This window comes from Streptomyces sp. NPDC048297, from assembly GCF_043201585.1.
Lineage (GTDB): Bacteria > Actinomycetota > Actinomycetes > Streptomycetales > Streptomycetaceae > Streptomyces.
Genome location: NZ_JBICZA010000011.1, coordinates 1 through 24,515, shown reverse-complemented (window position 1 = coordinate 24,515; position 24,515 = coordinate 1). Strand labels below are relative to the sequence as shown.

The 24,515-nt window shown below is 70.1% G+C and carries 21 protein-coding genes; 15 read left to right on the top strand and 6 right to left on the bottom strand.

Annotated elements, in window-relative coordinates; translation table 11 throughout:
- Nucleotides 1–129 precede the first annotated feature (129 nt).
- Both ACGFYV_RS14260 and ACGFYV_RS14255 read left to right on the top strand, forming a co-directional pair.
- Nucleotides 130–1,464 (top strand): PP2C family protein-serine/threonine phosphatase, encoded by a 1,335-nt coding sequence (locus tag ACGFYV_RS14260; RefSeq protein WP_393878664.1) that lies wholly within the window; start codon nt 130–132, stop codon nt 1,462–1,464.
- A 167-nt stretch (nt 1,465–1,631) separates the two neighbouring features.
- Nucleotides 1,632–2,879: an MASE1 domain-containing protein gene (locus ACGFYV_RS14255; RefSeq protein WP_393878663.1), complete on the top strand. Its 1,248-nt coding sequence runs from the start codon at nt 1,632–1,634 to the stop codon at nt 2,877–2,879.
- Nucleotides 2,880–4,161: 1,282 nt separating this feature from the next.
- Here the strand turns inward: ACGFYV_RS14255 and ACGFYV_RS14250 are convergent.
- The gene (locus tag ACGFYV_RS14250) at nt 4,162–5,316 is read right to left on the bottom strand and encodes a hypothetical protein (RefSeq protein WP_393878662.1); all 1,155 of its coding nucleotides are present in this window, start codon (nt 5,314–5,316) and stop codon (nt 4,162–4,164) included.
- 7 nt (nt 5,317–5,323) lie between these two features.
- Here ACGFYV_RS14250 and ACGFYV_RS14245 point away from each other — a divergent pair, with 7 nt between their 5' ends.
- The 13 genes from ACGFYV_RS14245 (at nt 5,324) to ACGFYV_RS14185 (ending at nt 19,815) form a co-directional block, all read left to right on the top strand.
- Entirely contained in the window at nt 5,324–5,596 is a 273-nt protein-coding gene (locus ACGFYV_RS14245) for a hypothetical protein (RefSeq protein WP_393878661.1), read from the top strand.
- Nucleotides 5,593–6,168, top strand: coding sequence for a DUF6624 domain-containing protein (locus tag ACGFYV_RS14240; RefSeq protein WP_393878660.1), 576 nt, complete (start codon nt 5,593–5,595; stop codon nt 6,166–6,168). Before ACGFYV_RS14245 ends, ACGFYV_RS14240 begins: the two co-directional genes overlap by 4 nt.
- Before the next feature lie 74 nt (nt 6,169–6,242).
- Entirely contained in the window at nt 6,243–6,710 is a 468-nt protein-coding gene (locus ACGFYV_RS14235) for a DUF6082 family protein (protein WP_393878659.1), read from the top strand.
- A gap of 125 nt (nt 6,711–6,835) precedes the next feature.
- The gene (locus tag ACGFYV_RS14230; protein WP_067382251.1) at nt 6,836–7,021 is read left to right on the top strand and encodes an FxLD family lanthipeptide; all 186 of its coding nucleotides are present in this window, start codon (nt 6,836–6,838) and stop codon (nt 7,019–7,021) included.
- Nucleotides 7,022–7,110: 89 nt separating this feature from the next.
- The gene (locus ACGFYV_RS14225) at nt 7,111–9,150 is read left to right on the top strand and encodes a lantibiotic dehydratase family protein (RefSeq protein ID WP_393878658.1); all 2,040 of its coding nucleotides are present in this window, start codon (nt 7,111–7,113) and stop codon (nt 9,148–9,150) included.
- Entirely contained in the window at nt 9,147–10,217 is a 1,071-nt protein-coding gene (locus ACGFYV_RS14220) for a lanthionine synthetase C family protein (protein WP_393878657.1), read from the top strand. Before ACGFYV_RS14225 ends, ACGFYV_RS14220 begins: the two co-directional genes overlap by 4 nt.
- A 36-nt stretch (nt 10,218–10,253) precedes the next feature.
- Nucleotides 10,254–12,290 carry a methyltransferase, FxLD system gene (gene fxlM, locus ACGFYV_RS14215; RefSeq protein ID WP_393878656.1) on the top strand — a complete coding sequence of 679 codons (2,037 nt, stop codon included), beginning with the start codon at nt 10,254–10,256 and terminating at the stop codon, nt 12,288–12,290.
- Between the two features lie 4 nt (nt 12,291–12,294).
- A complete protein-coding gene (locus tag ACGFYV_RS14210) occupies nt 12,295–13,428 on the top strand; it encodes a hypothetical protein (RefSeq protein ID WP_393878655.1) in 1,134 nt (377 codons plus the stop codon).
- A gap of 214 nt (nt 13,429–13,642) precedes the next feature.
- Nucleotides 13,643–15,583 carry an ATP-binding cassette domain-containing protein gene (locus tag ACGFYV_RS14205; RefSeq protein WP_393878654.1) on the top strand — a complete coding sequence of 647 codons (1,941 nt, stop codon included), beginning with the start codon at nt 13,643–13,645 and terminating at the stop codon, nt 15,581–15,583.
- 60 nt (nt 15,584–15,643) lie between these two features.
- Nucleotides 15,644–16,783, top strand: a complete 1,140-nt coding sequence (locus ACGFYV_RS14200) for an NUDIX domain-containing protein (protein WP_393878653.1) — start codon at nt 15,644–15,646, stop codon at nt 16,781–16,783.
- 56 nt (nt 16,784–16,839) lie between these two features.
- Nucleotides 16,840–18,333, top strand: a complete 1,494-nt coding sequence (locus ACGFYV_RS14195) for an NUDIX domain-containing protein (protein WP_393878652.1) — start codon at nt 16,840–16,842, stop codon at nt 18,331–18,333.
- Between the two features lie 235 nt (nt 18,334–18,568).
- Nucleotides 18,569–19,219 carry a carbonic anhydrase gene (locus tag ACGFYV_RS14190; protein WP_393878651.1) on the top strand — a complete coding sequence of 217 codons (651 nt, stop codon included), beginning with the start codon at nt 18,569–18,571 and terminating at the stop codon, nt 19,217–19,219.
- A 62-nt stretch (nt 19,220–19,281) separates the two neighbouring features.
- Nucleotides 19,282–19,815, top strand: a complete 534-nt coding sequence (locus ACGFYV_RS14185) for a hypothetical protein (RefSeq protein ID WP_393878650.1) — start codon at nt 19,282–19,284, stop codon at nt 19,813–19,815.
- A gap of 89 nt (nt 19,816–19,904) precedes the next feature.
- Here ACGFYV_RS14185 and ACGFYV_RS14180 read toward each other — a convergent pair whose 3' ends face one another.
- The 5 genes from ACGFYV_RS14180 to ACGFYV_RS14160 form a co-directional block, all read right to left on the bottom strand.
- On the bottom strand, nt 19,905–20,345 hold the full coding sequence (locus tag ACGFYV_RS14180; protein WP_393878649.1) for a GFA family protein: 441 nt from the start codon (nt 20,343–20,345) through the stop codon (nt 19,905–19,907).
- 147 nt (nt 20,346–20,492) lie between these two features.
- Nucleotides 20,493–20,744 carry a transposase gene (locus ACGFYV_RS14175; RefSeq protein ID WP_393878648.1) on the bottom strand — a complete coding sequence of 84 codons (252 nt, stop codon included), beginning with the start codon at nt 20,742–20,744 and terminating at the stop codon, nt 20,493–20,495.
- Between the two features lie 683 nt (nt 20,745–21,427).
- On the bottom strand, nt 21,428–21,736 hold the full coding sequence (locus ACGFYV_RS14170) for a hypothetical protein (RefSeq protein WP_393878647.1): 309 nt from the start codon (nt 21,734–21,736) through the stop codon (nt 21,428–21,430).
- A gap of 75 nt (nt 21,737–21,811) precedes the next feature.
- Nucleotides 21,812–23,209 (bottom strand): DUF4331 domain-containing protein, encoded by a 1,398-nt coding sequence (locus ACGFYV_RS14165; protein ID WP_393878646.1) that lies wholly within the window; start codon nt 23,207–23,209, stop codon nt 21,812–21,814.
- A 75-nt stretch (nt 23,210–23,284) separates the two neighbouring features.
- Complete coding sequence (locus tag ACGFYV_RS14160) at nt 23,285–23,605, bottom strand: hypothetical protein (protein ID WP_393878645.1); 321 nt, start codon at nt 23,603–23,605, stop codon at nt 23,285–23,287.
- Nucleotides 23,606–24,515 lie beyond the last annotated feature (910 nt).

Below are 24,515 nucleotides of genomic sequence, written 5' to 3'. Positions count from 1 at the left end.
TGATCGCTCGGTATCGGCCCGGCACCCCCTGACGTACGGACCCCGCACCACACGTGTGCGGACCGGGCGGCGATGCCACAATCGAAAGTGCCGCACGCTGGTGCCCCGGGTCCATGTCAGGAGGCCGGAATGACCGGAGACCGGCAGGACAGACAGTGGCGGCAACCGGGCCTCCCCGACCTCCACGCGCGCCTGCGCTCCGAGCTGAGCCGGATCGACGAACAACTGCGCACCCTGCTGTCCACGACGGACCGGCTGCAGGGCCTGCTCGACGCCGTCGTGGCCATCAACCGCGAGATGGAACTGTCCGAGGTGCTGTGGCGCATCGTGACCACCGCGATGGATCTCGTCGGCGCCCGCTACGGGGCACTGGGCGTGCTCGACGAGTCCGGGGAGAGACTGCAGGAGTTCATCCCGGCCGGTCTGTCCGAGCGGGAGCGCGCCGCCCTGGCGAACACCGGCCTGCCGCGTGGCCTGGGCGTCCTGGGTCATCTGATCCGCTACCCGGAGCCCCTGCGGGTCGACGACATCGCCTCCCATCCGTCCTCCGCCGGGTTCCCGCTCGGCCATCCGCGGATGCGGACCCTGCTGGGCGTCGCCATCACCGTGCGCGGTGAGATCTACGGCGACATCTACCTCTCCGAGCGACGCGACGGACAGCCCTTCGACAAGCACGACGAGGACGTCGTCGTCGCGCTGGCCGGCGCCGCCGCCATCGCCATCGAGAACGCCCGGCTGTTCGAGCGGGTCCGCGTCGGGGCCGAGCAGTTCCAGCGGCTCCTGCTGCCCACGCTGCCCGACCTGGAGCCCTTCACCGCCGCCGCGATCTACCGGCCCGCCGCCGAGCCCAGTCAGCTCGGCGGGGACTGGTACGACGTCATCCCCCTCGCCGGCGACGTCGTGGCGGTCGTCATCGGCGACGTGGTCGGCCACGATCTGCGGGCCGCCGCCGCCATGGCCTCCACCCGCAACATGCTGCGCGCCCTGCTGTTCGACCGGAACACAGCGCCCGGCGAGGTCCTCACCCGGCTCGACCGGACCCTGGAAGCGATCACGAACAGTCCCGTCACGACCACCGCCCTGGCCCGCATCGAACCGGAGGGGCAGGGCTGGCGCCTGCGCTGGAGCACCGCGGGCCACGTCCCCGCCCTGCTCATCACCGCCGAGCGCCGGGCCTCCTATCTGCTCGGCGAGCCCGGCCTGCCGCTCGGCGTCGACACCACTCAGCCCCGCCCCGACCACTCCCGCTCCCTGCCCCCGGGCGCCACCCTCGTCTTCTTCACCGACGGGCTGATCGAAGATCCCGTCCACTCCATCGACGAGAGCCTCGACACGCTCGCCGACCTCGCCGCGGCGCACGCCGGACTCCCCCTGCCGCACTTCGTCCAGGCGCTGGCCGACCACCACCCGAGCGACGGCCACGACGACATGGCCATCGTCGCCCTGCGCACCCCGGACGCCTGACCCCGGGTCCCACGCGCCGCCCCGCCGCGCCACTCGCCCGTACCACTCACCCGTGGCGCTCCCCGTACCGCTCGCCCGTGCCGCTCGTCCGTGGCGTGGAGGATCCCGCGGATGGGGCGGATGATGGTCTGTGGGGTGATGTCGATGCCGACACCGGAGGTCGCCCGATGGCTGTCGCGTGCCATGCGCACCACGTACGACTGCGGCGCAGCGCCGTGGCCGCCCTGGAGATCAGCGCCATCGTCGTGCTGTACTTCGGCGCGGCCAGACTGGGGCTGATGCAACAGCTCGTGCGCGGCCAGGTCACGCCGCTGTGGCCGCCGACCGGCATCGCACTGGCGAGCCTGCTGCTGTGCGGGCGCCGGGTCTGGCCCGCGATCGCCATCGGCGCGTTCCTCGTCAACGTCCTGCTGGGCCCGTCGATGTCGGCCGTGCTCATGATCACGGCCGGCAACACCGTCTCGGCGCTCTTCTCGCACGCGATGCTCCGCCGAGCCGGATTCCACAACACGCTGGACCGCCTGCGGGACGCGCTCGCCCTCATCTTCCTCGGTGCGTTCACCGGGACCCTGGTCAGCGCCACGACGGGCACCGCGGCCCTCGTCCTGGCCGGTGTGCTCAGCCGTGGCGACTTCTGGCCGACGTGGTCGGTCTGGTGGACCGGGGACGCGATGGGCGTGCTGGTGGTCACGCCGGTCCTGCTGATCCTCCGCTCGGCGGGAAGACCGAGGGACCTGTCCCCGTACCGGTGGGCGGAGGGTCTGCTGCTCATGGCGGCCGTGGCCGGCGTCGGTGTCGTCGAGATGGGTCAGACGCCGCTGCTGTTCCTCGGCTTCCCGCTGCTGATCTGGGCGGCCTTCCGCTTCCAGCCGGCCGGGGCCGCGCTGTGCGCGCTGACCATGTCGACCTACGCGGTCATCGCCGCCGGCCGGAGATCGGGCCCGTTCGCCGGTCACAACCTGCTGACCAACATGATCACCCTGCAGGCGTTCAACGGCGCCGCCGCGCTCACCGCGCTGATGCTCTCCGCGGTCGTCTGCGAACGGAACCAGGCCCAGCGGGAGATCGCACGGGCCTGCGGCGACCTCGCCGGAATGGCCGCCAGGCTCGCCACCGGCGGCCACAGCGCGATGCTCCCGGCGGCGACGGTCAGCAGAGCCGCGCAGGCCGATGCGGCCGGGGGTGGCGTGGAGCCGGGGAAGGCCGAGGCGGTCAGGGGTGGCGCGGAGACGGGTAAGGCCGAGGACGCCCGGAAAGCCGAGGACACCCGGGAGGTCGAGGACACCCGGGAAGTCGATGAGGTCGGGGACGCGCCTGGCGACGAGGCACCCGCGCATACGACAAAGGTCGTCTCCCCATGTCTGGAAAGACGACCTCCGACCACCAACAAAGCTGGTCGGGACGACAGGATTTGAACCTGCGACCCCTTGACCCCCAGGAGTAGGGGTCACAGGTATTTTCTGGATATAACAGACTTAATCGGGGCGGATAAGATGCGTAACAGACTCCGTCGTGCACCATCGCGCACACCGTATGGTCCCCAACTGGTCCCCACGCCGTCCCCGTACAACTCTGTAACGGGCCCCAGACCTCGCCGCGCTCTCGCCAAACTGACACCTACCGCTCCACCGCCGGCTCGGGCCGCTACTGATGGTGCTGTTGGTGATTCTCGGTCGTCCCGAAGGGCGACCGAGAATCACCATGGAGGCGGTCAGACTGACTTCGCGCACCCTGTTACGCCCCTCGGTCGTCACGGAAGTCGGCCTCCACAAGATGATCGGCTGGCCGCCCAGCTGAAGGACGAAGTTGCAAACGCCGGTCGCCCCACCAGGTGGATGGCCGCGATCCCGCCGCCCATCCATTTATTGCGATTCTCGGCCGCCCCGGAAGACGACCGCCGCTACCGACGATGCCGGTGGGACAACCGTCGGTGTCGGTGTTGCCACACACGGTCAGCCCAGAGGGCGACCCCCATCGGGAGATGGTGAACACGACGTCGTGCCGAAGCTTGCTGCGGTCCTCGGTCGACCCGGTGGGCGACCGCTACCCTGTGCTGCCTCTATTCGGCCTTGCGGTACTCACGGTTGCGATCCTCGGTTGCCCTCGAGGGCAACCGCCGTACGCGAGCGCCACATACCCGTTCTACATGCTGCTCACGTTGCGATCCTCAGCCGCCTCAGAGGACGACCACCACGACCGGTTCGGTTTCCAAACACTCGAAGGTGGCGTGACCGTCCCGCGCTCTCACGCGGCAAAATCCACTCCCATTCACTTCCTGGACGCGATACCCGTGCACAGCCGGATCGACCGCGGCCGCATCTGCCGCCGCGGCTGCAGGGACACCCAGCATCACCAGCTCGGCGCCCACTGCCCTTAGCTGATCAGCGCCGACGAGCACGGTAGCTGGAGCTTCGCCATGGGTGTCCCTGCCGTCGACCACCACCGTGCCTCAGCGCGCCAGAGTGGTAGTGCCCATCAACTTACGTTAACCGCCATCTCTGATTTCGGCCTTGGGGCACATTCCCTCTTTACTCTGGTCGTCGCCGCCCTCACTTCGAGGCAGATCTGTGCATCGAACACTGGTCTCCAGAACTGGTCCCCAAGTCAACGTCGTTGATCACTCTGCCTAGTTGGAGGAGACGCTTGTGTCATCGCCGACAGGGCCTCCGTCACACCCGTTCGAGGGCCGCCGCCGGATCAGGAAGCGGGTTCGTCAGGGCCGGTCATGGCGTGAGATCTCGCGACTCGCCGCCTTAGCTCGCGGATGGTGTCCTGCCATTGCCAGGAATCACTGCCACACCACTCTGCTTCATCGACCGGCTGCCAGGCCGCCAGTTCGTCCAGGCGGGCGATCACCGTGGAGGTCTCGGTGTCGGGAATGCCACTCCCGCGGTCGAGTCGCCTCTTTATCTCGTGCAATCGATGAGCCGCACGATAGTAGGACAGTTGGGTGTCGCTGAGCCTGCGCATGGCGTAGCCACCACACTTGCTGCACCAGTCGAAGTCGGCGCGGGCCATGAGGTCAGCGACCGTGAGGAGGTCGTCGCCAGCCACAACCGCGCGTTCGTGGGCGTGCCGGCACAGCGGCGAGTGGCCCTTGCCCTCGACCAGAGGGCTGGCGTTGGTGGTGTAGAGCTGGACTGCGGCCAGGGGCCCCAGAGGGAGGCCGCTGCCACTTCGCCACCGCTCGCTGCCCGACTGCTGGAAAGGCAGGAGGTCGAGGCGGTCCTCCGTGAGCAGGCCGTGCCATACCTCCACCGGCAGCCCGCCAGGCTGTCCGGCATCCAGGCTTCGCAGGTCGTGCGCGCCGCGCGCCAGGGCCAGCAGGCGAAGATTCAGGTTCCAGTCTTCGGTGGCATAGGTCTGGCGGAGGGTCCGGCGTGTGCCCTCGGCAAGGCCCAGACCTTCGCCGAAATTCGGATCGTGCACGCCCTGGCCGCAGCCGGACAGCTGGGCCTCACCCGCCTCCGGCTCGGAACTGTGTTCCGGCTCCTCCGGGCCAAACACGCTTCCGGGCAGGTCACGGGCCCCTGCGATGAGGACGCCCAGCCACCCCTTGGCCAGCCGCTTCTCGACGGTGTCCAGAGGCAGTACTTCCGCTCCCCCGCTCGCCGAGAAGACAACGTAAAGCTCGTCGGCACCGGGCCCAAGCGTGCGCAGCGCACGGATGTGATCGAGGGTGACCGGGCGCCGGTCGAAGACCGGGGTGTCATCAAAGACACCCGGCCGAACGATGCCCGGCCGCCTTCCCGGACCGCGATCACGTTCGGGCAGATCCGGCGCCGCGGCGGCTGGACTGCACGGAAGGCTGCTCACCGGGCTCAGTAGCCGTTCGGCGACGGGATCGGGCACTTCCAGGGTGAGGACGCCGCTGCCCCCGGCCCGGCTCGACCTCCCGCTCGTACGGACCGAGGCACTGGCCCGGCACGCCCTCGAAGCCGAACCCGTGGCCGCCCTTCTGCTTCGGCTCACCGACATGGGCTGGGATGTACGGGGTTCCGGCACAGGACGAGAGGGTGACCGAGTCGCCCGCCTCGAACTCGCCGCCGAGCGCCGGTCCGGGCTGAGCGCACTGATCGGCTGTCGCGTCCACGAGCCGCAGGCACCCCCGAGCGAGCGGAACAGCGCGTGATGACCGCCGGCCCCCAGCGGCCCGACCTCGCCCGCGAGCTGATCGCCCGCGCAGCGGACTCGGCCGCGCACCGGGCCAAACGAGTGCGCAACCAGCTCGATGCCGTCCAACTCGGCCAGGGTCGGCATGCCGACCACGCCAACACCAAGGTGCTGCGCCGCATCCTGGCCGAGCACGACTGGCCCGGCCACCGCCTCGTCGGCCCTGACGCCGCTCGCGCCGCTTGGAGCATCGCCCTTCACAGCGACGACGAACCCGACTTCCAGCGCGCCGCCACCACCCTGTTGGAGCGTGCGGTCAGGGACGACGATGCGCTCATCCAGCACTGGGCGCACCTGCACGACCGCGCCCTGATCAACAGCGGGCACGACCAGGAGTACGGAACACAGCTCCTCCTGCGCGCGGACGGCGTCGAGCTGTGCCCGCTGCGCGTACCGGGATCACTGGACCAGCGAAGGGCCACCGTCGGACTGCCACCGATCGCCGTCGCTCTGAGGACAGTGCGCCGCCGGTACACCCCTGACGGCTCCGCCGGTGACGCCCCGACCGTCGTGCTCGCGGGGGCCGCATGAGGAAGCGGAGCCCCTGCATCTCCACCAGCCGGACGCCCGGCCACAACCCCGCTTTACGAAAGGAACGTTGACGTATGAAGCTCACCACCGCCGTCCTCGCTACCGGTGCAGTCCTCTCCCTCACCACCGCCGTGGTCGGAGCCGCCCGGCTCAGGCAGGACGCGCGGCACCAGGCCGAGCGGAACGAGGCGGTCGTCGCCCGGAACCAGCTCGACTGGCTGGCGCAGATGTCCACCAACGCCGACCTCGCCAAGCTGTGGAAGCCCGAGGATATGGACGTCGAGGAGTACATGCAGCTGCTGAAGGCCAACCAGCTCATCTGCACACTCAACCTGCGCGACCGCCTCGGCTTCGTCCGCGACGGGCATCTGCCGTTCTTCGCCTCGATGGTCATGAGTAGTGACGTCTGCCGACGCTACTGGCACCGATTCGGCGACCTCCGCGCCCGGGAGGCCGAGGGAGACGAGCGGGCCGAGCACTTCACCAGGGTGCTGGACCAGGCCGCGAAGAACCACCCGCAGGCGCAGCCCGCAGCAGCCTGACGGCACCACACACCCCCAGGCGCCACGGCACAGGCGACTTCGCCGGCCACCGCCGTCTGGCAGCAAGCTCCGGGACCCGACCGGGCCCCGGTACCCGCACCATCCACCACCCCTAGGAGGCATGCATGACCGCCATCCAGGCCGAGAGGCCGGCCGCTCCCGCGCAGGCGGACCTCGTGAAGACCGACGCCGACCCGTTCGGGCTCGACATCACCTTCATCGAGGGCACGCCGGCGACCGAGACGGTCCTGATGTGCAGCACGGGCGACACCTGCGGCAGCTCCTGCCCCAGCGCCTGCACCACCTCGTAAGCCGGGCCACCCCGGCAGCGCGGGCCGGACGGGGCTCTCCCCGTCCGGCCCGCCCCCGCCCGTCACGCCAGAAGATGAGGAGAGCGCTGATGACACGGCAACGGCCTAGCCTGTACCAGGGTGCGGGGCAGGCCATGCTGCGCGCCGCGGCGCACACGACAGAGCCCACCATGCCGCCCTGGCCGGCATCCACGGCGCCCGTGGAGCAGTGGCGCGCGTGGCTGAACACGGTGTGGTCTGACACCGACTTTCGCCGGACCGTGTCGCAGGCGAGCCCGCACCTCGTCGAGCAGGTGCAGGCCATCATCGACGGCCGCACGCCGAAGGTACGCCGGGTGCGCCGGGCAGCGCTGGCCACCGCCCGCTACGCGATCCGCTACGCCCGCCGCTCCACCCCCTACGGCCTGTTCGCCGGTGTTGCCCCGCTAGGCTTCGACCAGGCAACATCCGTGCGCTTCGGCGAGGAACACCAGGCCGTCACCCGCCCCGACCCGGTCGAGCTCGACGAGATGCTCAGTGCCTGGGAGAGCGACGTCGCGCGCATGGCCGACGCCGAGGTCTGCGTCAACACCCTTATCCGGCAGCGCGACCAGCACATCCACGTGCCGTCCGAGGGCGACGCCGAGTTCCGCCTCGCCCTCAGCCCCGCGCTGCGTCTCGTACTCGACCTGGCCCGATCCCCAATCGCGTATCGCCAGTTGGCCGACAAACTGGCTGCGGAGTTCCCCGCCGTGAGCGACACGGCGCGCGACCGGCTTCTCGGTGAACTGTTGCGGGTGCGGCTGCTGCGCTCCTCGCTGCGCGCGCCCGCCACCATCGCCGAGGCCGCCAGCGTCTTACCGCCTGCGGCGCACACCCAGGCAGCCAGCCTGCGGGCAGCGTACGACCTGCGGCTGGACGCCGACGTGCGGCTGCCCGAGCAGGTGCTGACCGAAGCGGAGACCGCGGCGACCATCCTGGCCCGCCTGGTCACCCATCCGAACGGGACACCGACCTGGCGCCGGTGGATCGAGCAGTTCACCGAGCACTACGGCGAGAACAACAACGTGCCGGTGGAGGCAGCAACAGATCCCAACCGAGGCGTCGGCTTCCCGGCAGGGTTCGTCACGGCGAGCGAACCGCCCCGGCCGATGTCCAGGCGCGACCGCCTGCTGCTGGAGCTGGCCGGCACCGCCGCCGCCGAAGGCAGCCGCACCATCGCGCTGACCGGGGCGATGATCGAGGAACTGGAAGCAGCGGCCGGCGACAAGCCCCAAGACCTGGCGCCCCACCTCGAACTGGCCGCACAGGTCCACGCCTCCTCCGTCCAGGCCCTGGACCGGGGCGACTTCCGGCTGCGCGTTCTGACCGTCTCCCGCTCGGCCGGATCGATGACCGGTCGGTTCTGGCACCTGTTCCCCGGCGCCGAGGAGGCGTACGCGAACCTGCCCACCGTTGATCCGGAGGCGGAACTCGCGCAGCTCTCCTTCCACGCCGGGCGGGTGCCGGCCGACCTGCTCACCCGCGCGCCGCAGGCCCTGCCCCGCGTCGTCAGCGTCGGCGAATTCCGCCACTCCGAACCGCACGTCCTCTTCCCTCGCGACCTGTCGGTCACCGTCGCCGACGGCCGTCCCCAGCTGGTGGAGTCCGCGACGGGCAAGCGACTGGAATTGCTGGCCCCCACCGCCATCAACTTCCTGTGGAACAACTACACCCCGCCGATGGCCCGCTTCCTCGGCGAGATCAGCCGGGCCGCATCCCCGCAGGTGAACTGGTTCGACTGGGGCGCCGCCTGGACCCTGCCCTTCACCCCGGCACTCACCTACCGGCGCACCATCCTCACCGCCGCCCGGTGGAAGATCCGCAGCCATATGCTGCCTGCCCGCACCGCCCCACTCCAGCAGTGGGCGGACCAACTCCATGTCTGGCGTGCCCGGTTCCGGGTGCCGGAGCAGGTCCTGCTCGCCGAGGACGACCAGCAGCTGCCCCTCGACCTCACCCGCGACGTCGACCTGGACCTCCTGCGCGCGTACCTGGACGCTAGCCCCTTCGGCATCGCCACTCTGCACGACGCGCCCCCGCCGGACGCCGACGGGTGGATCGGTGGCCGGGCCCACAGCATCGTTGTCCCCCTGGCCAGGCGCTCATGACCACGACGACCGTGCCCCGTACGCAGGACCTGTCCGAGGGCGCTCTGGGGATGGCCCTGCTCGACGTCGAGTGCCGTGACCTGTCCACCGCACGCCGCCACCTCACCCAGGCCACCGTCCGGGGCGTCAGCACCGGCAGCAACGCCAGCCTCTTCCACGGCGCACCCGCCCTGGAATTCGTTCTGGCCCGCGCCCACGGGGCCAGCGACGACGTCCGCGCGGCCGTCGACCGCGTCGTGGACGCCCGGCTCGCCGCCGCCCACCGCCGTCAGGCGGCCGGCGCTCTGCCCCACCTCGCCGAATGGGACCTCATCCGCGGCATGACCGGGCTCGCCGCACTGCTGTTGTCCCGCCGCCCGATCGCGACCCGGCTGCCCGACGTGCTCGCCTGTCTCGTCGCGCTCGCACACGCCGCCCGCGGTGAAGGCCGGATCCTGCCCGGGTGGTGGTCGCCGGTCGGCCCCGACGGGAAGGAGATGACCGGCGGACACGGCAACAACGGCATGGCCCACGGCATCGCGGGGCCCCTGGCCGTGCTCTCCCTCGCCCTGCGCGCCGGAGTCAGCGTCCCCGGACAGGAGGAGGCCATCGGCACATTCGCCACCTGGCTCGACCGGCACGGCACCCACTACTGGTCCACCGAGGCACACCTGGACGCCGACCAGCCGCCCGAAGCGGAACCGGCTCGCCAGTCCTGGTGCTACGGCCAGCCCGGCATCGCCCGCGCCCAACAGCTCGCCGCGCTCGCCCTCGGCGACCCCGCACGGCGCCAAGCGGCTGAGGACACCGTCGAAGCCATCCTGACCGACCCCCTGCGGCTCGCCCGCATCACCGACTCGACCCTCTGCCACGGCTGGGCCGGCCTGCTGACCCTCACCCGCGCGGTCGCCGCCGACAGCCCCGCTCCCGCACGCTTCACCCCCATCGTCCAGGGCCTGCACCGACGGCTGGCCGCCGACTGGGAGCACCTGCCCAAACCCGGATTCATGGAAGGCCGCGCCGGCGCCCAACTCGCTCTGACCGCCACCGACACCACCGGGTGGACCCGCGTCCTCCTGCTCGCCTGACCTCGCCCCCGCCGCCTCGCAAGGAGTTCCCTCCTCATGACTTTCGACGACGAGAACCTGCCGATCCCCACGGACACGTCCTGGTGGCACGCTTCCGTGGCCTTCCCCGACCAGCAGGCGGACGCCGCCCAGGCCCTGGCGACCGCGCTGGCCGGGCGCCGCTTCCACTTCCTGCGCAAGGACGCCGGCGTGCGCCTGCGCACCGAACAGCCCGCCACCGAACTGCTGGACCAGCTCGTCGCCGACCGCGTCGTCACCGGCTGGACGGGCGGGATCTACGAGCCGGAGACGCACGCCTTCGGCGGCCCCGAAGGCATGGAGGTCGCGCACGACTTGTTCTGCGCCGACAGCCCAGCCGCGCTCACCGAGACCGGCAACCCTGGCGCCCGTGAGCGCAGCGTGATGCTGCTGTCCGCCATGATCCGCGAGGCGGGACTGGACCCGTTCGAAGCCGGAGACGTATGGGCCCGGTGGGCCGCCCTGCGGCCCCCCGTTACCCCGCCCCAGGCGCCCGCGCTGGAGAGAGCCGTCTCCGCGATGCGGCGACTGATGAACGCGGACGCGGCCCTGCGTCCAGACACGGAAGCGGGCTGGGCCGAGCGCGTCGCCGCGTTCGAGGACGCCGGCCGTCGCCTGCGCCAACTCGCCGCCGACGGCCGACTGATACGCGGACTGAGGGGCGTCATCGCCCATCACGCGATCTTCGCGTTCAACCGCGCGGGCGTGCCAGCCGACGTGCAGGCCGCCACCGCGTGGCTCGGCCGTCACGTCGCCTTCTCCACCGGAGAAGGAGCTGACGTGTCTACCCGCAAGTCCGCATCCGCGGACCCTAGCCTCCCTCGAATGGAGACCACCGTGACACCCGTGACCGACCCCAACCAGCTGCGCGAAGCCCTCGCCCAGCGGCTCGTCGACAGCGGCCACCTGCGCAGCCAGGCGGCCATCGACGCCTTCAGCACCACCGACCGGCACGCCTTCCTGCCCGGCGTCGACCTGGAAGCCGCGTACAAGGAGGACGCGGTCCCGATCAAGCACGACGAGCACGGGGAGATGATCTCCTGCATCTCCGCGCCGTCCATCGTCGCCACCCAGCTCGAACAGCTCGGCGCCCAGCCCGGGCACAAGGTCCTGGAAGCCGGAGCCGCCACCGGCTACAACGCCGCCCTCCTCGGCAAGATCGTCTCCCCCGGCGGGCAGGTGTGGACCCTCGACGTCGACCAGGACCTCGTCGCCGGCGCGAGCAAGCACCTCGCCGAGGCCGGCGTCGACAACGCCACCGCGGTGATGGCCGACGGCGCGGCCGGGCTGCCCGAGCACGCCCCCTACGACCGGATCATCTTCACCGTCGGCGCCGGTGACGTACCCGTGAAGATCCTCGACCAGCTCGCACCCGGCGGACGCCTGGTCCTGCCGATGCGCATCCGCGGCAGCATCTCCCGCAGCTTCGCCTTCGAACGCGACGGGGACACGTGGAAGACCGTCTCCTGCGAGATGGCCACCTTCATCCCGCTGCGCAAGGGCGTCTGCGACGACGTCTACACCCTCGTGCCGATGGCCGGCGAGGGCAACGTGCGCCTGGAGACATTCAGCGAGCAGGACGTGGACCGCGACGCCCTGCGCTCCGTCCTCGACCAGCAGCAGACCAAGATCTACACCGGGGTGAAGTTCCGGCAGGGCTCCGCGTGGGAGTGGCTGTACCTGTACCTGGCCTGCGTGCTCCCCAACGGCCTCTCCCGGCTTCCGGGCCAACGCCCTGGCTTCACACCGCACTTCGGCTGGGGCTCCATGGCCGCCCTCGACGCCGGGTCGCTGGCATATCTGACCATCCGGGAGGGCGAAGACGAGAAGGGCCGGTACTGGGAGGTTGGCGTGATCGGCCAGGGTGAGGGCGGCGCCGAGCGCGTCGTGAACGAGATCCGCGCCTGGGACGCGAGCGGCGGCAACGACGCCCCCGAGCCGGGCTTCCGGATGGCCGTCGCGGACTCGCGAGGCCGGCTGACGGCGGACGATCCGCGCTTCGTCGTCGACAAGCCGTACAGCCGACTCGTCGTCGACTGGGCGCGCAAGGGCTGAACCGATGATCCCCGCGATAGCCAGCCGCATCCCCCTGGTCCGCCGCGCCAAGGCGCCCGCGCTCCCGCTTCAGGAGCGCATCAACCACCTCACCGGGCTGACCGTCGCGCCCGCAGGTGCGGGCCACCACGACCTGGTGGCCCGCGCCTGCGGGGTCCTCAACTACGCCGCGCTCATCGCCTCCGACGTCGGCCTGCCCGACCTGGCCACCGACCTGTGCTGGCGCCAGCACCAGGTCTTCGCCGACGCCGGATGCCTGAACGGACCGATCGCCGTCATGTCGCTGATGCCGCTGGTCAACCTCTCCCGGCTGCTGACCCGCGACGGACAGGGCGAGGCCGCCTACGACCTGCTGGTCCACCTCAACCACGCCGCGCGGCAGCGGGGGAAGACCGAGATCGACGGACGCACCGTCGACCTGTCGGCCCTGACCGCTACGGATGAGGAGCACCGCACAGTGTGCCAGGAGCTGTGGGTCACTCTGCTCGTGGACGGCGCCCGCGCTCTCGCCCGCATCGGCCGGTGGACCGACGCGGCCGAGGCCATGGCTCAGCACCGCGGCATCGGCAACCGGCTCCTTGACGGCCGCCAGATCAAGATCATGGCCCTGATGGAGCAGGGGCTGGACCAGCAGGCCCGCGACCTGATCGACACCACCCAGCCCACGGAGCCCTGGGAGAGAGCCATCGCCCTCCTCCTGCACGCCCACTGCCGTCCCGCAAACACACCTGTCGTCGAAGCCGACCTCGACCACACGATGCGCGAAGCCACCCTGCTCCTTGCCCACCCCGAACCATCGACCGCCGCCTTCCAGGCCCGGACGGGCCTATCTGCCCTCGAACTGGAGCCCGCCGGGCGGCACGCCGCCCCCATGCTCGACGCCCTCGTCGACATCGCCCGACTCGACGCCTACGCCGCACGCGACGTACTGCACCATCCCGTTGCCGCATCCGCCTTGAGTACCGGCCCGACCGACGCTCTCGGCGCGGTGATCACAGCGGCGGGACTGGGAGCCGGCTCCCTGCCCGCGCATCACCATGAGGCCCTGACCGGCGCGGTCGCCCACGCCGAGACAGAGCTGGAATGGCTGCTGGAAGCCGAGCCCGATCTCAGCCAAGCGGGGAGCCGACCGGGATGACCTGCCGCAATGCCCTCACAGCACGGCGGTGTCGGCGTTTCGGCCACTTCGGGCCCGGAGCCGCTCCCCACCAGACCAGGGATCCCGGACCCGCAGGGTCTCCTCGCACCGGAAATAGCGGGCTCCCAAGCACGACCGAATGACGTGCGTTCGAAATCGCTGCCGGGTCGTTGATCCTCACGACTCCGCCGCAGCGACCGTCCCAGGGGGAACGATGACCTCGGCCATTACGCAGGATCAGCCGCCACAACCACCGAAGGGCACCTCGCAGGACGACGAACCGCAGGGGGCCAGTGTTCGAGAGGAGGAATACCTCTACCGCGACGAGTCACGGCGCCAGGCCGGATCCCTGCTGACCTCCCGCACCATGGCGCGGCGCCTGCCCTCGCTCGTACGGCGCTCGGTGCAGATGGCCTGGCGGGTCGACCGCGGAGCGACCATCGGACTGCTGGTGTGCCAGATCGGGACGGGTGTCCTCGCGGCCCTTGGCCTCCTGGCCGTCACGGGAACGATCACCGCGCTGATCTCCTCGGGCGACATCACCGAGCGGCTGTGGGACGCTGCCCCGCAGCTGGCCGTCATCGCCGCGGCCACCGGCCTGCGTTCGCTGCTGGGCATCACGGTGGTCTGGCTGACTGGCCGTCTGCGCCCGGTGCTCGGCCGGGCAGCGGAGCTGACGATGATCGAGGGGGCGCTCGGCGCGGAACTGGCCGCCAACAACAAGCCCGGCTACAACGATGCCTACGACATCGCGGACCGCGGCGCCCAGGTCACGCCTGACCTGGTAGAGGAAGCACAGGACGTGCTCGCGGCGACCGCGACGCTCACGGCCGGCGCGGCCATCCTGACCGTCCTGCACCCGCTGCTCCTTCCCCTCCTCTTCCTCGCTTGCTTGCCACAGGCCGCCGCCTACGTCCGTTCCGCACGCGTGATCTACCTCGCCAGCCTGGAGACCTCCGGGAGGCGCCGGATGCTGGGCAAGCTGCGCTGGCACATGGCCTACATGGAGTCCAGCGAGGAGATGCGCGCCTGCCTGGCCGGCCCCTTCCTGATCGGCCGGTACCGGAAGCTGGCCGCCTCGGTCAACGCGGCTGAACGCAAGGCCGCGAACACGGGTGCCTGGATGGGGCTTGCCGGAGCTGTCGCCGGCGGGATCGCCTCGACCGCGGTGTGGGCGGCACTGCTGTGGCTCCTGGCCTCCGGGCGGATGAGCCTGGCGGCCGGAGGCGGCGCCGTCTTCGCCCTTCAGACGGCCACCGGCTCGGTGCGCGGCATCATCAACGGCGGGGCCCGCCTGGTGCGCACCGGCTGGTACGTGCAGGACTGGCAGAACTTCCTCGACAACGCCCACGGCCAGGCCATGATCGACTCCCGCGGGACCGCCGCCCTGCCCGCGGTCCCGGAGCGCTTCGAGGTCCGCGACGTCACCTACCGCTACGACGGCGCCCCGAAGGACAGCCTGAGCGGCGTCTCCCTCCACGTGCGCCGCGGCGAGATCGTAGCGCTGGTCGGGGAGAACGGCTCCGGCAAAACGACCCTCTCCCGCCTGCTGTGCGGGCTGCTCCTGCCCACCGAAGGCGAGGTGGCCTGGGACCACGTCTCCACGGCAGACCTGGATCCATGGGGGTCATGGGAGCACGTCGCCTTGGTCCCGCAGAAGTTCACCTACCTGCCGCTGACGATGCGCGACAACATCACCTTCGGGCAGGGCGACACCAGCGACGCGGCCCTGCTCGCCGCGTGCGAGGCGTCCGGCGCCGCGGAGATGCTGCCCAACCTCCGCTCCGGCCTGAACACCCTCCTGACCAGCGAGTGGTTCGGCGGGCAGCAGCTCTCCGGCGGGCAGTGGCAGCGACTGGTCCTCACCCGCGCCTTCCACCGGCAGGCGGCGCTCCTGGTGATGGATGAACCCACGGCCGCCCTCGACGCCCGTGCGGAGCACCGGATCTTTTCCGGCCTGCGCGAACTGGCCAAGGACCGCGCCGTCCTGCTGATCACGCATCGGCTCACCAATGTGGCCGTCGCCGACCGGATCGTGGTCCTGGACGAGGGACGGATCGTGCAGGAGGGCACCTACGCCCAGCTCACCCGGGAGCCGGGTCTCTTCCAGTCCTTGTGGGAGTTGCAGCGCCGGATGAGCGGCGACACTGCCTGATCACCACTCCCGGTCCGCGCCGGACATGCGCCCGCCCACCATTCTGAAAGGCAGAGCCTCGTGACCTCTCCCGTTTCTCCTTCGGATCACGTTGCACCGCGGGCTGCCCTGCCGGCAGCGCGCACGGCCGCGTCCCGGCACGCGGTGTGGCTCGGCGCCGCCGTGATCGTCACCGACCAGGTCGGCCGCGTCCTGCTGGTCCACCCCACCTACCACCAGGACGACCGGTGGCTGCTGCCCGGAGGCGTCGTCGAACCCGGCGAGCATCCGTTGGACACCTGCCGGCGCGAGATCACCGAGGAACTGGGCCTGGCGGACCTGCCTCTGTCGAGCGTGCTCGCCATCCACTCCCTCTCGCCGCACCACCCCGACATCAGGCCCGGCATGCCCTGCCCCGGAGAGATCCGGTACGTCTTCGACGGAGGAACCCTCACCGCCGACCAGCTCGCGGCGATCCGCCTGCCGCGCGACGAGCTGTCCGAGTTCGCCTTTCTCGAGACCCGGGACGCGGTGCAGCGGCTGCGCCCCGTGGACGGGCAGATCATGCTCGCCGCCTACCGCGCCCGGCTCGGGAACACCGCCACCGCCCACCTCGCCGACGGCCGGCACATCCTCGACGTCCCGGCGCTGGACCGGCACAACGTCCACGTCCGCTACCGGCCCCTGTGGGACAGCCCCCTCAACCGCGGCCCCGTCCCCGAGCCGCTCCCCGTGCAGCAAGCCTGGGCGTGGTGCTTCGTTCCCGACGGCCGGGTCGTCCTCGTTGCCGACCCCGGTCCCCGGGGTGCGCTGTCGATGCTGCCCGGCGGCACCGTGGAGAAGACCGACGCGACGCCCGAGGGCACCCTCCACCGGGAAGCCGCCGAGGAAGCGCAGCTCACTCTGACCGATCCGGTGCGACTGGGCTGGGTGCTGGATGAGACCGGCGAGGTCTACGGCGGGGTGGGGCCCAACGCCCGGCTCCGCCTGGCCGCCCGTGTCACCGGCATCGGGCCGGCGGCCGTCGACCCCGCCACCGGCCGCCCTTTCGCCCGCCTGCTCGCCACCCCCGCCCAGGCAGCCGCCCTGCTGGGATGGGGCCCGCCCGGAGCGCGGCAAGCCGGACTCGCTGCGGAGACAGCTCGGGAGCGCTGGGGCCTGCCTGTCGCTCCTCGCGCCGTGATCGAGGAAGTCCCCACGGAGGGGATGCGGCTGAGCTGACACGAACGACCACCCCGCCTCGACTCGTCCCGCACCGCTCCCTCTGAGGTACACCTATGCCGTTGTCGCACGACCACATCCGCACCACCGTCGAGACCTACCTCGCCCGCCACCCTCACGAGCGAGTACAACTCGGCGGCCTCCTGGACGCCCTCGACCGGCCCACCGACATCGCCAGCCGCTCCACCTTCACCGGACACGTCACCTGCGGCGCGATCGTCGTCGACCCACTCGGCCGCGTCCTGCACGTGCTGCACCTCGCGAGCGGGAAGGTCCTCGCCCCCGGCGGACACACCGAGCCCGAAGACGAGTCCCTGGCAGGGGCGGCTCTGCGGGAGCTGCACGAGGAGACCGGGATCCAACCCCAGGCCGTGGCACCGTGGCCCGGCTACGAGACCGTGCCGTTCGACATCGACGTCCACAACATCGACGCCCACCCTGGCAAAGGCGAACCCGGCCACCAGCATTTCGACCTCCGCTTCCTCTTCCGTCTGCACACCGCGACAGAAGTGCCGGTGGTGCTGCAGGAAGAAGAAGTCGCTGGCATCGAGTGGCGGCCCGTGGACAGGGTGACCTCCCCCTCCCTGCGCGAGAAGCTGCTCAAGCTCCCGCACGAAGCCGAACCGGAGACCGCCAACGCCTCCGCCCTCATCTACAACGACCGCGGCGAATACCTGCTCCACCTGCGCGACTACTTCCCCGGCCAGATCTGGGAGCCGGGCATGTGGTCACTGCTGGGCGGTGGCCGAGAGCCCAAGGACGCCACCCTGGAACACACCGTGCGGCGCGAACTGGACGAGGAAGCCGGCCTCCACATCGCCGACCTGACCCCGTTCGGCACCGAGGAAGCAACCGACAGCGCCGGCACGACCGTGCCCATCGCCATCTACGCCGGCCGCTGGAACGGCGATCCTCGCGAACTCCACCTGACGGAAGGGGTGATGCTGGCCTGGTTCGCCCCCGGCGACCTCCACCGCCTGCGCATCGCGCCCACCACCAGCGACCTCGTACGGCGTCACGCCGCCAGCCGCCCGGTAGGCGCATCCTGCACCGCGTCGCCGAGCGGGGCCGCATCGAACGAGGAGCGCCGCCCGGCCTCCCCGCACGGCACGGTCCTCAACGTCATCGGCGTCCACCTCTACCTGGAGCGCCCCGACGGGACGGTGCTGCTCGGGCTGCGCCACCCCGACTCCACGTTCGCGCCGTCCACCTGGCACGTCCTGGCCGGCCACTGCGAGCAGGAGAACGCCATCACCTGCCTGATCAGGGAGGCGCGGGAGGAAGCCGGCCTGTACATCGAGCGCCAGGATGTCGAACTTGTCCACGTCGTCCACCACATCGACAAGGCCGGGGACCGGCCTCGCATGGGCCTGTTCTTCCGCGCCCGTGCCTGGAGCGGCGAGCCGGAACTGCTCGAGCCGGACAAGTGCACCCAGTGGAGATTCTGGGATCCCGCCGCCCTCCCCGACGACCTCGTCCCCTACACCCGGGTGGCCATCGGAAAGATCCAGAACGGGGAGCTGTACAGAGAGACGGGCTGGCCCGCATGACCGGCACACCGAGCGGCGCACACCGTCGCGTGTCCACTGCAACTGCGGCCGGCCGTGAGAACACCCGCCTCGTGGTGATCCGCGGCAACTCGGCGTCAGGCAAGTCAAGCGTGGCCCAGGGCCTGCGAGATCACTACGGCCGCGGGCGTCTTGCGCCGGCACGCCTGGGGGCCGCCTGCCTCGCTCGGCGGCCCCCGCCGAGCGGTGGACTTGGTCAGGGCTTTACCCTGCCGCCATGACTGACACTGCCACTCCGACCCCGAGTGAAGCCTTCGAGATGCTGATGGCCGGCAACGATCGGTTCGCCGTCGGCACTCCCGAGCACCCGAACCAGGACGCCGCCCGCCGCGCCGAGATCGCTCCCGGCCAGCAGCCTTTCGCTGTCCTGTTCGGCTGTTCGGACTCCCGCCTGGCCGCCGAGATCATCTTCGACCGCGGTCTGGGTGATCTGTTCGTGGTGCGCACCGCCGGTCATGTGATGGGCCCGGAGGTTTTGGGCAGCATCGAGTACGGGGTGAGTGTGCTGGATTGTCCATTGGTGGCGGTCCTCGGGCACGACGCGTGCGGGGCAGTCGCCGCCACCCGGGCCGCGGTGGACGGGGGCACCACCGCGGACGGATTCGTGCGCGACGTCGTCGAGCGGGTCACTCCGAGCGTGCTGGCTGCCCGTGCCGCCGGCGCCAGCACCGACCAGGACTTCATCGCCGAGCACGTCCGCGCGACCGTCGGCCTGCTCACCGACCGCTCCCGGGTACTGGCCGAACAGGTCGCCGCCGGACGGACGGCCGTCGTGGGCCTGTCCTACCGCCTGGCCGACGGCCGCGCCCACCTGGTCGCCGCTCACGGCCTGGACCTCCCAGTCGGCCAGCAGTCCACCATCGCCTGACCGCCCGCATCACCCGGCTTCAGGATTCAGGGGGCCGGCGGCAGGCCAAGCAGCAGCACGCCGTGTTCGCCGCCATCGAGCAGCAAGGGGAGCGGTGGACGGTGAAGGCCGACATGATGACCGCCCCGCAGCATGCCGTCGACGACTCGGTGTACGACGCCATCCGCGCCGCGGTCATCCGACTGATCCGCTCCCGCGAGATCCGCCCGGACTCCTCGGCGGGGCCTGTGTACTTCGTGCTGTACGACGTCGAAGGCGAGCAGCGGGCCCGCGAACTCGCCGCCGCACTGCACGCCGCCCTGCACGCAGACCTGAACCACTCACCCACGCGGTGCCTGAAGCCTCCGAGTGACCCCGCCTACGTCGCGCTGCCAGCCATCCACACCAGCAGGGTCTTCCCGTCATCGGGGACCGGCTTGGCCGGCGGCCCGACCACGACCGTCCTGACCACCGAGAGCGGCAGCACGCCCTCCCAGCCGAGGAGGCGTATCGCAGCGACACCATCGCCACGGATGTGCAATCCGGCGATGGCGGTCTCAGCCCACCCACGGCTCTCCTCGCACGCCATGCCTCATCATCTACGGGGCCTGGGCTGATTCACCTCGGACACTCCGAGCCGATCCGAGCGTGATCAGACCGGGACCATCGAGTGTGTGGGTGGAGGCGCCGGCCAGTGGACGGGCGGTCAATCGGCCGGGCTGTGCTCAGTCTCCGGCACCGGGGGCAGCCAGTGCACGGCGTTGTTGCGGAAGGACGCGTGGATCGGCACAAGGTCCGTGCCGCTGGTGTCGTCGAGGGCGGTGACGTTGACGCCGATCTCCGGGATGTCGCTGTCAATCGCCGCGACGCGGCTACCGCAGGTCGGGCAGAAGCCGCGCTTCGCCTCGCCTTCGAAGGTCTCGTACCAGGTTGGCTCGCCACCCTCACCGGTCCAGATGACCGTCTCGAAGCCCACCCACCACATCACTGGTGTGCCGCCGAGCTTCTGACAGTGGGGACAGGCACAGGTGTGGGCAAAGACTGCCGGACCCCGAGTGGTGAAACGGATGCGGCCGCACAGGCAGCCGCCGGTACGGTCCCCATCCGTGTTGGCTCCCTGGGTGTCGGCGGCGAGGGTGGCATTCATATGGTGATCTCCCGGGCGCTCTGGGCGAGTTGGGCCATCAGTGTGCCATCGCTTCCGTGATCGCCAGGACGCTGTTGGCGGCTCTGGTGAGGAAGCGCCGGGGTTCTGATCCACTTCCTGTGGGGCGGTTGCGGAGGGTGACGTCCTTCAGTCGGCGAGAAGTATCTGCAGGCGAAGGAGGTCGAACCCGGCGCGACCGTACCCGTCCCTCTTGATCCGTTTCGCCCGATTTACATTGCCCTCGACCTTGCCGGAGCTCCATTCCAGGGTGAGGTCGGCGGTGACGGCGTCGAAGTCCTGCCGTAGGCCACGGGCCAGGCTCTGCAGCGACTTCATCCCGGTGGCCTCGGCGCTGGCGAGCCAGCTCTCCAGATCGCCGCCTCGGCACTCGGCCACCATCGTGGAAGCACGGCCGGGGCCGCTGGCAGTGATGTTGAACAGGTTGCGGCCCAGGTGTGATGTGACGGTCCTTGAGCGGGGACAGCTGCTCTCCGCTCCTCCTCACTCCCACACGGTTGAAAGCTCCAGGATCTGGGGCGAAGAGCCCTCCTTCACGTTACCCATCAGGTGAGTCTCCCCGCAGTCCGATGCGGACAGCGGAATGGGGATGACCCACTGATCGCCCGGGTGTATCGGGGAGACTCATTGCGGCTGAGTTGGGGCTAGGCACGCGGCAGACAGTCCGTGGTCCGTCATGCGGTGGTGCATGCCGCTGGCTGTCACCGACAGCCAGTCGCGCAGCGTCAGGCCACCCTTGCCGCTCCACGCTGAGTGAGCGACAGCCGCCAGGAGGGCGCAGATCCAGCAGCCGGGCACGGGAAGGAAGGCATTCGCCGGAGCTGTCACGTGAGAGCGATCGGGGTTCATGGAGCAGCGGTTCTCCAGCTCATGGCATGACGAAGAGATCTATAAGGGCGTTTGCCGATCGGACTGGCCGCTTCATGCGCTGTCGTCTGACATGGCGTAGCTGTTCCTGCGGATGGAGCGGGCCTTCCGAACATCCGCCGGCAGCAGCAACTGCAGGGCCATCGCCAGGTACAGCCGGTGACGTGTAGCGCATGAGTCATTGGTGGAGGCGCGTGTTACCAGTGGTATTCGGTGACGCCTCCGCCGGTGAGCGTGACGGATCCGTGGGCGGTGCCGTCGTTCTTCCAGACGGTGTAGGTGCCGGCGGGCAGGGGGTGGATGAGGACGCAGTGGATGGTGCGGTCTGCGAGGTGGCGCGGACGTACGGCGGCGTGGGTGCGCTGCTCGGGCCGGTCGACGGGGCTGACGTGGATTTCGAGTCCGTTGTGGTCGGGGGCTGTGTGGATGATGAGCGCGGCGGTGTCCTCGCCGATGTCCAGGACGACGCTGCCCTGGGTGGAGGGGTGGGAGGTGTGCTGGTGCATGCGGGGTTCTTTTCGCTCGGGGTGGTGGCGGGGCCGCCGTTGCCGGGAGGGGCGGCCCCGCCGGTCGGGTGGGGGTCAGGAGGCGGGGTGGTGGTAGCCGTCGTAGGGGACGCCGAGGTAGGGGAAGGAGTTCAGGTAGGGGTTGGTGACGTCGGCGGGGGTGAGGCCGTCGGTCACCTTGGCTGCTGCCGCGTCCGGAGTGAAGCTCTTGTCGACGAGAGGCAGAGTCGCGCCGGCGAGGGCGCGCAGTTCGACGGTGACGACGTCGTCGTAGACGCGGCGGCCGTTGGGGAAGCCGGCCGGGTCGCCGCCGATGAGGCCGAGGATGTTGGGTTTCCTGGCCGGGGGGATGGCGGTGTTGAGGCGGATCATGTCGGCCTGGGTGGGGCCGGTGTAGTTCTGGAAGCCAGGGACGACGCCCGCCGGGATGCCGGTGAGCAGGATGGCGAGCAGGTCGGCCCGGGGCTTGCCGGACTTGTTGTAGGCGTCCAGGTGGGGGAAGACGCCGGGGTAGAGGGTCGGCAGCAGTTTGGCGAGTTCGGGGTGGGCGACGTAGGTGGCGAAGCGTTTGTCGTCGGCTGGGGGCAGGGCGTTCCACTCGTCCTTGTGGCCGAGTGGGACCAGGACTTCGTTGAAGAGGGGGTTTCCGAGGCGGGAGACCTGGGTGTAGGGGCCGGTCTCGAGGTCCCGGCCGTGGCGGGGTTCGATGACGCGGGCGCGGCGGCGGCTTGCGGATGTCCATACGCCGATGGTGGCGTGCGGGTCGGTGACGTCCCGGATCCGGCGCCCTTGGTGGGTGAGGTCGGTGACGGGCACCTGGATGGCGAGGGAGTGGACGTTGAGTTCCTTGGTGGTGTTGACGCCGTCGGCGGGCTGGGTGAAGACGCTCATTCCGAACTGGTTGTGCAGGTTCTGGAAGGGGCGCAGGGTGCCGAGGTCGAAGATGGCGCCCAGGTCGACGTAGAAGCCCTCGGCGCGCTGTCCGGCGAATACGGTGCGGTGCTTGCCCAGGGTGTGGACCGCCTGCTGGGCCAGCCGCTGGTAGTTCGGGGTGGACAGCGGGCCGATGTTGCAGGGCGGGCAGGTCAGGTGGCGGCCCAGCACCGAGCGTCGGCCGCTGCTGTCGCAGCGGGTGAGGGTGTAGGTCTGGTAGCGGTTCCAGTTCGGTGAGTCCAGGCTGAGGATGGGCCCGGTGTTGTAGAGGAAGCTGTCGGGGTGCCGCAGCTTGGTGGTGAACTCGAACTGGTAGGTGACGTCCGCGCGGCCGTCGCCGTCGTTGTCGATGTGGATCTCGTAGAGCACGTCGTCGCCGAACTCGTAGAAGTTCGGGCCGCCCGCGGGGTTCTGCAGCGGGATGTAGTTGGCGATCAGCGTGACGGTCTCGGGAGCGTCGGGGCTGACGAATGCGTACACGTCGGTGCTGTCGGCGACCGGGTCCTTGGAGATCTCCGGGGCTTCACGGTGGGAGGACATCAAAACCTCACTTGTGTCGATGGGTGCGTTGCGCGGGCAGCATCAGCTGCTCGGTGAGTGGGGGGTGTCGTCCGGTCAGCGCGTGTGACGCAGCAGCGCCGCGGCCAACCCCCGGTCGACTACGTGGTGATGCCGCTCTCCGTGGAAGAAGTCCAGTTCGCCCGTAGAGGCGTCGCGCACGTGCACCACCAACGGCTCGTGCGGGCCGGCCGCCTCGGCGGGCGCCTCGGCCACCGCTTCGTCCCGGCGCGGCGCAGCCGCAACAGCCGGCTCCGCAGCACCCAGGACCACACCCGCGGCGAGGCCCGCGAGGCCCAGCTGCGTCGCCCCGCGCATCACCCCCCGGCGGTCGAGACCGGAAGGTGCCTCCTGCTGAGGCCGCTGGGAATCGTTCATGATCACTCCTGTCGACTGGGGCCGTGGGGAGCGACTCGCTTCAGGCAACCGGCAGTCCGATCGCCGTACAGGGGGATCGAACCAACGAGAAGACACGGGTCACCCTCAGAGGGCGCTCCCACGGTCTGTGCGATGAGACGGAAGGCGCCGAAGAAGCGTCTGACGGCAGACGCTCAGGGCCTGTGGCAGAAGAGGCCGGCGCTTCGCCCCGAATGAAACGCCCAGCATCGCCCTCCGTCAAGCCTGCCTCGCCGCAGCGTAGTTGACGCACCCCCGTGTACATCGTTGTCACCGCAGCTCAAACCCCAAGCGGATCGGCCGAACGGGGGAATTCCGCTTTCTCTCCCCAGTCGACCAAGCCGGCACCGGACCTGCATCGGATTACTACCGGCAGAAGAACGACAGAAGAAGGTGATCACTGGGCAACCGTCAGGTATGGGCAGCGTGCAGCAGCACCTCTCACCAGCTGGTTCACCAGCCGTGCGCCCCAAAACGGGGGTACAACAGGCAGGTTCCGCCGCCGGATCAACCCGTCCTACCCATTTACGGAACGCTACGCACTGATCGAGCAGTCCGCGGTCGCGAAAGGAAGGGCCCGGCTGCCCGAATTCGCCATCGCACTGATCACCGCGAACTCGGCGGCTGACATCGTGCTAGCTGAAAAGGGGCAGGCAGTCCAGTGATACTCCTGTTGGTTCTGCTCCTTCGCGCGGACGTGTTCGTGTCTGTTTTCTATAAACGCAGCAGCGGGCCAGCTCACGGCCCGTGACCACTTTCCTAACACAGGCAGCGAATACAAGGCGCCCGCGGCGGCGGGGGGGGTGCCTCTATGTCCTTCGTCAAGGCGCCCCTGTCGGGTGTGGTGTGGTTCGGGGTGCTGGGGTTATGCGGCGAGCTCGACGTCCTTCGG

Bases quoted from the DNA above. Each gene is read 5' to 3' on its own strand.
- ACGFYV_RS14170 (WP_393878647.1), bottom strand. From the start codon at position 21,736: ATGCACCAGCACACCTCCCACCCCTCCACCCAGGGCAGCGTCGTCCTG.
- ACGFYV_RS14175 (WP_393878648.1), bottom strand. From the start codon at position 20,744: ATGGTGGCCGAGTGCCGAGGCGGCGATCTGGAGAGCTGGCTCGCCAGC.
- ACGFYV_RS14190 (WP_393878651.1), top strand. From the start codon at position 18,569: ATGACTGACACTGCCACTCCGACCCCGAGTGAAGCCTTCGAGATGCTG.
- fxlM (WP_393878656.1), top strand. From the start codon at position 10,254: ATGACTTTCGACGACGAGAACCTGCCGATCCCCACGGACACGTCCTGG.
- ACGFYV_RS14160 (WP_393878645.1), bottom strand. From the start codon at position 23,605: ATGAACGATTCCCAGCGGCCTCAGCAGGAGGCACCTTCCGGTCTCGAC.
- ACGFYV_RS14235 (WP_393878659.1), top strand. From the start codon at position 6,243: ATGAAGCTCACCACCGCCGTCCTCGCTACCGGTGCAGTCCTCTCCCTC.
- ACGFYV_RS14210 (WP_393878655.1), top strand. From the start codon at position 12,295: ATGATCCCCGCGATAGCCAGCCGCATCCCCCTGGTCCGCCGCGCCAAG.
- ACGFYV_RS14220 (WP_393878657.1), top strand. From the start codon at position 9,147: ATGACCACGACGACCGTGCCCCGTACGCAGGACCTGTCCGAGGGCGCT.
- ACGFYV_RS14255 (WP_393878663.1), top strand. From the start codon at position 1,632: ATGGCTGTCGCGTGCCATGCGCACCACGTACGACTGCGGCGCAGCGCC.
- ACGFYV_RS14225 (WP_393878658.1), top strand. From the start codon at position 7,111: ATGACACGGCAACGGCCTAGCCTGTACCAGGGTGCGGGGCAGGCCATG.
- ACGFYV_RS14165 (WP_393878646.1), bottom strand. From the start codon at position 23,209: ATGTCCTCCCACCGTGAAGCCCCGGAGATCTCCAAGGACCCGGTCGCC.
- ACGFYV_RS14195 (WP_393878652.1), top strand. From the start codon at position 16,840: ATGCCGTTGTCGCACGACCACATCCGCACCACCGTCGAGACCTACCTC.
- ACGFYV_RS14205 (WP_393878654.1), top strand. From the start codon at position 13,643: ATGACCTCGGCCATTACGCAGGATCAGCCGCCACAACCACCGAAGGGC.
- ACGFYV_RS14180 (WP_393878649.1), bottom strand. From the start codon at position 20,345: ATGAATGCCACCCTCGCCGCCGACACCCAGGGAGCCAACACGGATGGG.
- ACGFYV_RS14260 (WP_393878664.1), top strand. From the start codon at position 130: ATGACCGGAGACCGGCAGGACAGACAGTGGCGGCAACCGGGCCTCCCC.
- ACGFYV_RS14230 (WP_067382251.1), top strand. From the start codon at position 6,836: ATGACCGCCATCCAGGCCGAGAGGCCGGCCGCTCCCGCGCAGGCGGAC.